This window comes from Amycolatopsis rhizosphaerae (assembly GCF_007713715.1).
Taxonomy (GTDB): domain Bacteria; phylum Actinomycetota; class Actinomycetes; order Mycobacteriales; family Pseudonocardiaceae; genus Amycolatopsis_E; species Amycolatopsis_E rhizosphaerae.
In genome coordinates, this window is record NZ_VJWX01000229.1 from 1 (window position 1) to 10,961 (window position 10,961).

Genomic DNA, 10,961 nt, shown 5'->3' on the forward strand with positions numbered 1-10,961 from the left:
CCCCGGCGGTGAAACGAGCCGTCCAGCCGCCACGAGGACGGCTTCGAACGCCAGCAGGCGGGCGAGGCTGACCACGCCGACCCGTCCGGGGCGCCGTTTCGGCCAGAACCACGGGCGCCTCTGGCGCGGCCGCGCTGGTGTTGACACTGGTGACGCCGGATTCACGGAGCAACGATAACTACGTTTCCCGCGACTGCTGGAACATGCCGAAGTATGCCACCCTCGGCTTTACCGTAGTCCTCCCGCACCTCGTCAGGGCCGCCTCGTCCTGCCTGCGCTTCCCTTCCCGCAAGGAGCACACCGGCCGACACCGCGATGCGGGCGAGATTGGTCGCCCGGGCCCTCGGATTCCGGGCACCACCCCGGTCGGCGATGCGCCCGCCTCCAGCAGTCCGGTCGGACCGGCCGTCCACTCCGGACGGCCCGTGATCCCGCAGCCCTTCCGTAGCGCCCGAACCCGGCGCCACGCCACCGTTTCTGATATGCGGTTTTCCTGACCGCCGCGGCCGGTGGCTGCGACTCCGCCGCCAGCCGTATCCGAGATCCGGGAACTCGAGCGCCCGTGGTCGCGGTCGTCACCAATGATTCGTCGTGGAACGCATTCCTTCGACGAAGGCCAGGCCCGTCGGATTCAGTGAACCGGAGTGCAGCAGTGTTTCGATGGCCTCGGCGGTTCCCGACAGTGACCGGGTGAATTCACCGTCGGCTTCCTCGGCCGCTGCTCCGTGCGCCGTACGCCGCCGGACCCGCCAGAAGTCAGTGACGCCCAGGTGTGCGTACGCCCCCCGCAGCACTCCTTCCAGCGGCTGCGGATCCGGACACCGGCCGACCCGGTAACGGTCTCGGTCGGACCGCTCGTACAACTCGATCAGGTCGAGGATCCCGCAGATCTTGACCTGCTGGAATTCGCGAATGAGCAGCAAGGCCAGGGCTTCCGGGTCGTCGGGCCGGGCGATGCCCACCGCACCGAACGCCTCCCGCACCGTCCCGCTCGTGTGCTGCCCCGGCAGGGCCGACCGCAACGGGATGACAGCGCGCAGTCCCGCCGTGATCCCGGGAACATACTGGGGATAGTCCCGTTCGATCAGGGCCCATGCGTCCGCGCACAGGCTGCGCCAGCGGTCCACTTCGCTGTCGGGGAGACATCCCGTCGCCAGCCGGTGGTAGTCGTCGCGACAGGGGTCGCCATCCTCCAGCCGGACGGTGAAATCGCCCAAATACAGCGTGCGTGACGGCAGCCAGGACGCATCGGCGCCGGCCAGCGGGGCAATGGTGCCGGAATCGAGGCGGACCTCAGCGCCGCCAGCCCACACCGCCACCGCGCCGTGATCGCAGCTCAGCACCGCGATGCTGGCTTCCGGGTCGACCAGCACAGTGCCGAGTGTCGGCAGGAAGACCCTGCCCTCGATGACCGGCACATCGAGGCAGGCCGCGACTCCGGCCAGAATTGCCGCTGCCGCCGCGAAGGATGCAAGATGGGACGTCGCGGCCACGGGCGGCCGGGACAGGCATCGCTCCGCCCACGCCCTCAGGTACGGATGGCCGAGCACGCCGTCGAGGACATCGGGATGGCTGTGGTCGAGTTGGTTGATCAGCGTCCATGCCGCGCGGTCCGCACCCAGTGGCTCGGCCGCCCTGTACACGCTCGCCACCAGGGCCCGGCGCAGGTCCCGCTGGCCGTCGGCCAGGCTCAGCACGGCATCGGCACTGCCGAAGCCGGTCGACAGCTCATGCAGGTGGGGAAGCGAGATCACGTCGTGCTGGTCGGAGACCACGATGTCCGCCTTCCGGGAAGGTTCACGTCGGAGGTGCGTCGGGGTGTGCCTCACCGCGCCGCCCCAGGGTCCGGGTCGCTCAACAGTCCGGCCTCGGAACCCGGCCCGATGCACCGACGCTACTTATCCTTGGGAAGAACGGTCAAGCAGCCTTGAGTAAGGCTTGAGGCGAACCATTTCCCGAATGTCCACAATAGAGTCGCGACATCCGCGGGCCCAGATCGACTCCACGCCGAAGCCGGGCGCGGTCGACCCCTGCCCGCTCCTGCCCGACCCGCACGTCCTGCCCGGCGGGCTGGCCGAAGACCTCGAAATCATCCCGGCGCCCACTCACCGCCGCTGCACCTGACTCGGGCAGTCCGTGGCCACGGTGAGCCACCACCTGGGCAAGCTCAAGCTTGCCGGCCTGGTCCGGGCGCGTCGCTCCGGCAAACACCAGATCTATTCGATTTGTGTCGGCGAGAAGCGAAAACGGTGCTCGCGTTCGCCAGCGAGGCGGCGGAGCCCGGGCACGACTGACCGGAGGAAGACGGGCCCGCACGAGGGCTCCCCCGTGCGGGCGCGGAAGACGGATCCCGAAATGACCAGGACATTCCCCGAGGCGACACCACCGGCCCACGCGGAGGGCGGCCGGATGACGCACCTGTCGCGGCTGCTGAAACGGTCGGGCCCGGCCTGATCGTGATGGTGGGCGACAACGGCGCCGGTGGCGTGGCCACCTACGCCGAGGCGGGGCAGAACTACGGCTACAGCCTGCTGTGGGTGCTGCTGCTGATCCCGGTGCTGATCGTGAACCAGGAGATGGTGGTCCGGCTCGGGGCCGTGACCGGCGTCGGGCACGCGCGCCTGATCAACGAACGGTTCGGCCGGTTCTGGGGCTGGTTCTCCGTCGGCGACCTGTTCGTACTCAACTTCCTCACCATCGCCACCGAGTTCATCGGCGTGTCACTGGCACTGTCCTATTTCGGGGTCAGCCAGCACGTCTCGGTTCCGGCCGCCGCGGTGATCCTGGTCGCCATCCGCCACCGGCAGCTTCCGGCGCTGGGAACGCGCCATGCTCGCCTTCATCGCCGTCAGCCTGCTGCTGATCCCGCTCGCGCTGCTGTCCCATCCGGACTGGAGCGGTCTCGGCTACCACTTCGTGGTCCCCGGCATCCAGGGCGGCGCGTCGTCCGACGCCGTCCTGCTGATCACCGCGATCGTCGGCACCACGGTGGCCCCCTTGCAGTTGTTCTTCCAGCAGTCCAACGTCATCGACAAACGCATCACCCCGCGCTTCATCCGCTACGAACGCGTCGACACCGTGCTCGGCTCGGTGGTCGTCGTGCTCGGCGCGGCCGCCCTCATCGTCACCGCCGCCTATGCCGCCACCAGCACCGGCACCGTCGGCAGGTTCACCGACGCGCTGGGCGTGGCCCACGCCTTGGCCGCGCACAACGTCGTCCTGGGCACGCTCTTCGCGGTGGCCCCGCTGGACGCGGTCTGGCGCATGCTGCCGTTGGCGCTGCTGAAACCCACGCGCTGGTCTCCGGCCACCAAACTCGGCATGACCGCGCTCCGCGGATATCTCGTGCTCGCCGCGCTTCTGCTCGTAGTCAAGGCGATCCAGCTCGGGACCAGGTGAGGGCGGCTCGCGGGCCGGGCGCGATGGCCTCATGCGGCCAACATCGAGGGCGTGCGCAACGACGCCGACACCCTCGCGACGAACTCCGCGTTCGACTTCGTGGTGCGGACCTGGTCGAGGAACTGCTCCGCCGCACGTTTCGGGTCCTGGCCCGCCAGTGCGCGCCGCACCTCGGTCATCACGGTCAGTTCGGCGGAGGACAGCAGCAGTTCATCGCGGCGGGTGCCGGAGGCGAGCACGTCGACGGCCGGGTAGACGCGGTGGTCGGCGAGGGTGCGGTCGAGACGCAGCTCGGAGTTGCCGGTGCTCTTCAGCTCCTCGAAGAACACCGTGTCCGCCAAGGAACCCGTGCCGACGAGCGCGGTGGCGATGATGGTGAGCGAGCCGCCGCCTTCGATGTTGCGGGCGGCGCCCAGGATCTTCTTCATGGGCTGCAGCGCGCTGGCGTCGACACCGCCGGACAGGACCCGGCCCGACGGGCGGGCGGCCAGGTTGTAGGCGCGGGCGAGGCGGGTCAGCGAATCGAGCAGCAGCACGACGTCGCGGCCCGATTCCACCAGCCGCTTGGCGCGTTCCAGTGCCAGTTCGGCCACCGCCGTGTGCTCGGCGGGTTTGCGGTCGAAGGTCGAGGCGATCACCTCGCCGCGCACCGTGCGGCGCATGTCCGTCACCTCCTCCGGCCGCTCGTCGGCCAGCAGCACCATGAGGTGCGCGCGCGGGTGGTTCACCGCGACGGAGCGCGCGATCGCCTGCAGCACCAGGGTTTTGCCGGTGCGTGGCGGCGCGACGACAAGCGCTCGTTGGCCCTTGCCGATCGGTGCGACGAGGTCGAGCACCCGCGTGGTGAACTCGTGGCGGCCGGTTTCCAGCACGAGCCGTTCGCTGGGGTGCACGGGCGTGAGCGCGGCGAACTCCGGACGCCCGCGAACGGGCGGGGCACCGTTGACCGACACCAGTTCTCCGCCCTCCACCACGATCTCGTCACCGCGCCGCAGGTCGTGCGCGCTGACGAGTCCAAAAGGGACGGTGGTGCCGCCGGGGGCGTAGCCGAGGGTGGCGGACTTGCCGCGGATATCGAGAATTCCTTGGTAGGACATGGTTGTGACTCCTGGGAGCAAGGGTGATCGACGCACGTGCCGAGCACCGGGAACGGGAAAATCCGAACCGCTTCAAACGAAGGGGGGAAGAGAAAGTCCGGCCGGGCGGCTGAGCCGACATCCGGGTGACTTGCTCGTACTATAACGAAGGCCTGGGTGTCCCGCAAGGTCGCGTGTTCGCTCCACCAGGTCCCGCGGGGCCTTCACGACGCCGCCACGGCGAACAACGTTGCCGACGCGAAGAAGTCGATGTGCGCGGCTCAAGAGCGCCGGCGCCTCGACGGCGTCTCCTCTCAGCGTTGGGGGATGCGGCGCAGATCCTGACCGAGGATGAGCAGCGGGGCGGCGAGAGCGGCCAGCCCGCAGGACAGCAGCACGGTGCCGCCCTGGACGGGGGCGGCAAGGGTCCGCGTGGCCGCGAGCGCCAGTCCCGTTCCGGCGAACAGCAGCGCGAGGCGCAACCGGCGCGTGCTCGGCACGACGGCGATCCGGCCCAGTCGCGCCGTGAGCAGGCACAGGTGGATCCCGGCGAAGCCGAGGGTCGCCCAGTAGTAGCCGAGCAGCAGGATGTGGACGGCGCCGCGGGGATGGTGGATCAGTCCACTGTGGGCGGTCAGGACCAGTGCGGCCACCGCGAGGACGGGTAGGGCGAGGGTGCGGGACGCCACGGCGGCCAGGCGCGTGAACGCGGCCGGTCGCAAGGAGGGCACGGGCGCGGCGAGTGCCAGCCCGGCCAGGACCGGCACGAGCCACACACTGGCCGCGAGGTGGCCGACGGGCGCGGTCAGCGGGGTCGGGTCGGCCGCGCGCAGCAGCCCCGCGGCGGCCGTGATCACCGCGACCAGCGCGGTGGCCAGCACCCGACTGGTCTGCCCGATCGTCGTCTCGGGCCAGTCACTGGGGCGCAGCCACAGTTTCGCGGCCCCGGTGGCCGTGTCGAACCACGAGCGCGGCCCGGCCAGTCGCGCCTCGTGGGCGATCTCGCTCCCCCAGCGCTGCCGGATCGCGGGCGGGTAGAGCCGGACCAGAAGCTCGGGCACGTTCATGCCGAGGCGCCTCCCAGTGCGCGCAGCCCCGCCCGGGCTACGCGGGACATCTGTTCGAGTTCCGCACGCAGCGCTTCCCGCCCGGCCGGAGTGATCCGGACCGTGCGGTGCCTCTCCTGCGCGGACGGCTCGCCCGCGGGCTCGATCAACTGCCGTGCCTCAAGGCTGGCAAGCGCGCCGTACAGGCTGCCCGGGCCGAGACGGGTGCCGGTCAGCGCCTCGATCGCGGTGTTGATCGCATACCCGTGCAGCGGGCCCCCCGCGAGCGCCGTGAGCACCAGCATCTGCGCGTCCTTGCTGTGCATGCCACCACGATACTACTTGTCGCGTAGTACGCGATGTGTACTATCGCCGCCGTGGACGAAGTCACTCCAGCCCCTCGGAAGAAGCACCCCTGGCTGCGCCGCGCGAGCAAGGTCCTGCTCGCGCTCGTGGTCCTGATCGCCGGCTATGTGGGCTACGTCGCGTTCCGCGCGGCGCAGCCGTTCACCCTGCCCGCCCCGACCGGTCCCTACGCGGTCGGACGGACCCTCTTCGACCGGACCGACGAAACCCGCACCGATCCGCTCGCCCCGACGCCGGGCATGCCACGGGAGTTGTCCGTCTGGCTGTGGTACCCCGCCTCGCCCGGCCCCGGCGCGCAACCCGCGCCCTACGCTCCGGACGCCTGGGCGGGTCTGCACCTGGGCGGCCTGGCGGGGCTGGGCGAGACCGGCTTCGCCGGCGTCCACGACCATGCCTTCGCCGACGTTCCCGCCGCCGCCGGCCGGTTTCCCGTCGTGGTACTGGAACCGGGGCTGGGCTTCGCCGCACCGCAGTACACCGCACTCGCGGAGGACCTGGCCAGCCACGGTTACCTGGTCGCCGGGGTCACCCCCACCTACAGCGCGAACCTGACCGTCCTCAAGGGACGGGCCGTGGCCGCGACGAAGGCCGGGAACCCGCCCGAGTTCGGCGCCGGCGACCTGCACGGCGCCCAGGCCCAGACCATCGGAGACCGGCTGGTCGGCATCTGGGCGGCGGACGCCTCCTTCACCGCCGCCCAGGTCGCGGCCCTGGACCGCGAAACCGGCCTGTTCGCCGGGCATGTCGACGCCGCCGCGACCGTCTACCTCGGCCATTCCTTCGGCGGCGCGGCCGCGCTGGAGGCGTGCCGCTCCGACGCGCACTGCGCGGGCGCGGCCGACCTCGACGGCACCCAGTACGGGACGGTTGTCCACTCCGGACTCGCCAAACCGATGCTGCTCATCGGCGGCGGGCACTCCTGCGTCACCGGAACCTGCCAACCGGCCGGACCCAGCGACCAGAGCGACCGCGACACTGCCCGCGCCCTGCTCTCCGCCGGTACCGCGCCCGCCTGGTGCTACCGGATCAGCGGAGCCGAGCATTTCGACTTCAGCGACTACGGCCTCTACTACCTCGCCGCACCGATCCGGTCCCAGCTCGCGCTCGGCCCGATCGACGGCAGCGACGCGCTCACCATCACCACCGCCTACCTCACCGCGTTCCTCGACCACGTGAGCCGGGGCCTGCCCGAACCGCTGCTGACCGGTCCCTCGCCCTATCCCCAGGTCGAACCCCAGCCGCGATGAGTTTCGGCCCCGCGAGGAGTCTCTACGGACATGATGACCACGCAGGTGCTCCGGACCGGCGAGGCCGGCATCACCTACGACGTGGACGGCCCGCTGCCCACCACGGACGGGCGCCCGCCGCTGTTCATGATCGGCCAGCCGATGGAGGCCACCGGCTTCCGCACGCTGGCATCCCACTTTCCCGACCGCACCGTGGTCACCTACGACCCGCGTGGCCTCGGCCGCAGCACCCGGCAGGACGGCAGGACCGACCACGTGCCGATGGTCCAGGCGCGCGACGTGCACGCGGTGATCGGGGCGCTCGGCGTGGGCCCGGTCGAAATGTTCGCCAGCAGTGGCGGCGCGGTGACGGCGCTCGCGCTCGTCGCGGCATACCCGGACGACGTGACCACCCTGGTGGCCCACGAACCGCCGGTCATCCCGGTGCTTCCGGACGCCGAGGCGGCCGAGCGCGCCCGCGCGGGCGTCCGGGACGCCTACGAGGCCAAGGGGTTCGGCGCCGGGATGGCGGCGTTCATCGCGATGACGTCGTGGCGGGGTGAGTACACCGAGGACTACTTCGCCCAGCCCCCGGCGGATCCCGCCCAGTTCGGCTTGCCCGCCGGGGACGACGGCTCCCGCGACGACCCGCTGCTGTCCGACCGGTCCTGGGCGGTCAGCGGCTATCACCCCGACGTCGCCGCTCTCTCCGCGGCGCCGACGCGGGTCGTGATCGCCGTGGGCGAGGAGTCCCGGGACGTCTTCACCGGACGCACGTCGGTGGCCCTCGCCGCACTGCTCGGGCAGCAGCCGGTGGTGTTCCCGAGCCACCACGGCGGCTTCGCCGGCGGGGACTCCCCCTACGCGGGCAAGCCCGAGGCCTTCGCCCGAACCCTGCGCGACGTCCTCGGCTGAGCGTTCACCGCGGTGGTCACTGGCGGGGCAAGCCGATCGCCGGGGTGGCCGTTTCGCCGGTCGCGGTGCGGGCCCGGGCACGCAAGAAGGCGGGTACGAGCACGATGCCCAGTGACAGTGCGGTGACGTCGAGGAGGTAGCCCGCCAGCCACACGTGTTTGGCGAGTTCGAAGTACCCGTCGCCGAGCACGGTCATCGCGGCGACGCCGAGCGCGCTGGTCGCGGCGATTCCGGGGACGAGGCCGTAGCGCCCCCGGCGCCGCACCAGCGCCACCACCCCGGCGGCCATGCCGAGCAGGACCAGCAGCGAGGGCCACCCCGGCAGGCTCACCTCGGCCGCCCAGTGCTGGAGCACGCCCGCGCCGAAGCCCACGCCGGTGTCGGCCACCGCGGTGGCCACCGGCGGCACGCTCGCCGGTGTCCACGGCTGGTCCGGCAGGTAGGTCAGGCCGCGGTCGTAGGTGGCCTCCACGGCGATCCCGGTCACCCGCGCCAGCACGGTGGGCCGTTCGAACAGCATGGTCCAGACCCTGTTCCTGATTCCATGCGGGTCGTTCCTCACCACCTCACCGCCCGCCTGGGCATCCGGCCCTTTCGGGAAGAAACCGTTGCCCGCCTTGTCCTGCGCGGCGGCGGGCAGGCCGAGGGCGGGCGCGCTGCCCGGCAAATCGACCAGGGCGAGGGTGTAGACCACGTTGACCGCGTTGGCCTCGGCGAAGTGCCGGTCCTGCCAGGCCAGGCTCGCGCGGACCGGCACGATGGCCTCCAGTGCGAGCATGACGGCGAGCGCGGGCCCGATGAGCCGGGCGGTCCACCACCGGCCGTGACCAAGGCGCGCGCCGGTGACCGCGCAGACGAGCACCGCCATCACGAGCAACGGCAGGAACCCGATCTTCGCCAGTCCCGCGACGACCCCGCCCGCGCCCACCAGAACCAGCGCGGGCAACCGCGCCAAGCCTTCCTCGACCCTTGTGGCAGCGATGACCGCCACGCCGCACAGCATCGTGTACGCGCCGAACAGTCCGGCGGGCTCGCCGAAGGTCGACAGGAAGAACCGCGCGAAGGAGGGTTCCAGCAGCGGCGCCGCCGGTGGGAGCAGGAACAGCAGCCGTCGCGATCCGTGCGCCTGCACCGCCCATGCGGCGAGCAGGGTGGCCAGGAAGACCAGCAGGACATAGGTCCAGCCGAGCGCGGTCAGGCTGAACGGCCCGTGCCCGCCCGCGGCGGCCTTGAGGATGGTTCCGGCACTCGAAGGCTGGGGATCGGCGCAGGGCGCGCCGCGGTCGAAGTCCAGCACCACCCCGCCCCGCCAGTTCGCGGTGTGGGTCGGCGTGGCCGGGACGAGCCCGGCGCCGCAGAACAACCGGTACCCGTCGCCGTTGTCCCCCGCACCCCTGGGCGTCCCGCCGAGCAAACCCAGCGTGAACGCCAGTCCCAGTGCGACCGCCACCGCGGCGGCCGCCGCCACCCCCACCCGCTTCACGATGATCAGCCTAGGAGGTCCCGTCACACTCCCGGGGGATACCCGCCCGCAACGTTCAGGCAGGAATGGGCGCCGTATGGGGTCCCCTCACAGCCGTATCCGTGAGGGGTCCCGGCAAGTCTGGTCCGCTTGCGGTGTAGGGCGCGCCTGCCGGGGCGAGTCCCACGCTCGTGCGCTTGTGTCCCACCCTCAGGCAGGTGTGTCCCACTCTCGTGCAGGTGAGTTGCCCGTTCAGGCGGGATCGGTGCCGTGAGGGTTCCCTCACGGTCGATGCGGCTGTGAGAACTCGGGCTGCCGGAAGGTGGGACACAAGCGCCGGAAGGTGGGACACAAGCGCCGGAAGGTGGGACACAAGCGCCGGAGGGTGGGACTCGCCCATGCAAGGACCGACTTTGCCGGGGCCCTGTGCCGTATCGACCGTGAGGGATCCCCTCACGGCCAACACCGGGACCGGTGCCAGGTGGTCGTGTCGGCTCACGGAACTCGCGCCCGCATTGCGCAATCCCGGTGATTCCGGCTTGTTGGCAAGCGGTCGGTCCCCGCCGCGCGGGAAGATCGGGACGCGACCTCAGGAGAGGGTGATCGCGATGCGGGTGAACAGACGGACGGTGCTCCTCGGCGGTCTGGCGCTGGGCATCACCGGGGCCGGGGCGGTGAACGGCCTCGCCCCCGCCGTGGCGGCCACCGCGGGAAACGACGTCGCGGTCGGCACCTTCGTCAGGATCTACGACCCGAGCGCGGGCGAAAGCCGACAGTGGTACCTCAACGACCACACCTTCATCAAGGACACCGGCGGCACCTGGCACGTCTTCGGCATCACCCACCCGGAACCGGCCGATCCGGAGAACGAGATCCAGTTCGCCCACGCCACCGCACCGCACCTGCACGGCCCGTGGACGAAACAGCCGTTCGCGCTCACCGTGGACCGCGCCTACGGCGAGACGCACCTGTGGGCACCGCACGTCATCCGCGTCGGGAACACCTACCAGATGTTCTACTGCGGCGGCGGCCCTGACCACACCAGGTCCGCGATCAACCGGGCCACGTCGAAGGATCTGTTCCACTGGACCCGCGATCCCGGCGGCAGCCTGTTCACCGACGGCTACGACGCCCGGGACCCGTACGTCCTCCGCATCGGCGGCCGCTGGGTGCTGTTCTACACGGGCACCACCGAGCCCGCCGGCGGCAGGCACGCGGTGCTCTACCGCACCAGTGACGACCTCCGGAACTGGAGCCCCCGGGCCACGGCCTACGTCTCCCCCGATTCGGGCACCTGGGGCGGCCCCACCGAATCGCCGTTCGTGGTCCGGCACGGCCATTTCTGGTACCTGTTCACCGGGCCGCGCCTGGGCTATGCGGGCACCGACGTCTACCGCAGCGAAGACCCGTTCCGCTTCGAGAACGCGAACCTCACGGGCCATTTCGCCGCCCACGCCGCGGAGGTCGTGCG

At 71.1% G+C, this 10,961-nt stretch carries 10 protein-coding genes and 1 pseudogene; 6 read left to right on the plus strand and 5 right to left on the minus strand.

Going from position 1 to position 10,961, the window contains the following annotated elements; all coding sequences use genetic code 11:
• Positions 1-575 precede the first annotated feature (575 nt).
• Positions 576-1,775 carry an HEXXH motif domain-containing protein gene (locus FNH05_RS21485; RefSeq protein ID WP_186382665.1) on the minus strand — a complete coding sequence of 400 codons (1,200 nt, stop codon included), beginning with the start codon at positions 1,773-1,775 and terminating at the stop codon, positions 576-578.
• Between the two features lie 184 nt (positions 1,776-1,959).
• Here FNH05_RS21485 and FNH05_RS38195 point away from each other — a divergent pair, with 184 nt between their 5' ends.
• The 3 genes and pseudogenes from FNH05_RS38195 (at position 1,960) to FNH05_RS39775 (ending at position 3,399) form a co-directional block, all read left to right on the plus strand.
• On the plus strand, positions 1,960-2,124 hold the full coding sequence (locus FNH05_RS38195; protein ID WP_186382666.1) for a hypothetical protein: 165 nt from the start codon (positions 1,960-1,962) through the stop codon (positions 2,122-2,124).
• A 335-nt stretch (positions 2,125-2,459) separates the two neighbouring features.
• A pseudogene (locus FNH05_RS39770) lies at positions 2,460-2,735 on the plus strand (divalent metal cation transporter); the annotation flags it as partial.
• Between the two features lie 94 nt (positions 2,736-2,829).
• Complete coding sequence (locus FNH05_RS39775; RefSeq protein WP_281287625.1) at positions 2,830-3,399, plus strand: divalent metal cation transporter; 570 nt, start codon at positions 2,830-2,832, stop codon at positions 3,397-3,399.
• 29 nt (positions 3,400-3,428) lie between these two features.
• On the opposite strand, the gene rho is transcribed toward FNH05_RS39775, so the two are convergent.
• The 3 genes from rho to FNH05_RS21510 all read right to left on the minus strand — a co-directional run bounded on the left by rho (position 3,429) and on the right by FNH05_RS21510 (position 5,847).
• Positions 3,429-4,496 (minus strand): transcription termination factor Rho, encoded by a 1,068-nt coding sequence (rho, locus tag FNH05_RS21500; protein WP_144590510.1) that lies wholly within the window; start codon positions 4,494-4,496, stop codon positions 3,429-3,431.
• A 293-nt stretch (positions 4,497-4,789) separates the two neighbouring features.
• A complete protein-coding gene (locus tag FNH05_RS21505) occupies positions 4,790-5,542 on the minus strand; it encodes a hypothetical protein (RefSeq protein ID WP_144590511.1) in 753 nt (250 codons plus the stop codon).
• Entirely contained in the window at positions 5,539-5,847 is a 309-nt protein-coding gene (locus tag FNH05_RS21510; RefSeq protein ID WP_144590512.1) for a PadR family transcriptional regulator, read from the minus strand. Before FNH05_RS21510 ends, FNH05_RS21505 begins: the two co-directional genes overlap by 4 nt.
• 51 nt (positions 5,848-5,898) lie before the next feature.
• Here FNH05_RS21510 and FNH05_RS21515 point away from each other — a divergent pair, with 51 nt between their 5' ends.
• Together FNH05_RS21515 and FNH05_RS21520 are read left to right on the plus strand one after the other, a co-directional pair.
• A complete protein-coding gene (locus tag FNH05_RS21515; RefSeq protein ID WP_246127873.1) occupies positions 5,899-7,134 on the plus strand; it encodes an alpha/beta hydrolase family protein in 1,236 nt (411 codons plus the stop codon).
• A 30-nt stretch (positions 7,135-7,164) separates the two neighbouring features.
• Positions 7,165-8,028 carry an alpha/beta fold hydrolase gene (locus FNH05_RS21520; protein WP_222426672.1) on the plus strand — a complete coding sequence of 288 codons (864 nt, stop codon included), beginning with the start codon at positions 7,165-7,167 and terminating at the stop codon, positions 8,026-8,028.
• 16 nt (positions 8,029-8,044) lie between these two features.
• Here the strand turns inward: FNH05_RS21520 and FNH05_RS21525 are convergent, their stop codons facing one another.
• Positions 8,045-9,511, minus strand: coding sequence for a hypothetical protein (locus FNH05_RS21525; protein WP_186382667.1), 1,467 nt, complete (start codon positions 9,509-9,511; stop codon positions 8,045-8,047).
• 587 nt (positions 9,512-10,098) lie between these two features.
• Here FNH05_RS21525 and FNH05_RS21530 point away from each other — a divergent pair.
• Positions 10,099-10,961, plus strand: an 863-nt coding sequence (locus FNH05_RS21530) for a glycoside hydrolase family protein (protein WP_144590513.1), incomplete at its 3' end; no start/stop codon positions are given.

Bases quoted from the DNA above. Each gene is read 5' to 3' on its own strand.
- FNH05_RS21505 (WP_144590511.1), bottom strand. From the start codon at position 5,542: ATGAACGTGCCCGAGCTTCTGGTCCGGCTCTACCCGCCCGCGATCCGG.
- FNH05_RS21510 (WP_144590512.1), bottom strand. From the start codon at position 5,847: ATGCACAGCAAGGACGCGCAGATGCTGGTGCTCACGGCGCTCGCGGGG.
- FNH05_RS38195 (WP_186382666.1), top strand. From the start codon at position 1,960: ATGTCCACAATAGAGTCGCGACATCCGCGGGCCCAGATCGACTCCACG.
- rho (WP_144590510.1), bottom strand. From the start codon at position 4,496: ATGTCCTACCAAGGAATTCTCGATATCCGCGGCAAGTCCGCCACCCTC.
- FNH05_RS39775 (WP_281287625.1), top strand. From the start codon at position 2,830: ATGCTCGCCTTCATCGCCGTCAGCCTGCTGCTGATCCCGCTCGCGCTG.
- FNH05_RS21520 (WP_222426672.1), top strand. From the start codon at position 7,165: ATGATGACCACGCAGGTGCTCCGGACCGGCGAGGCCGGCATCACCTAC.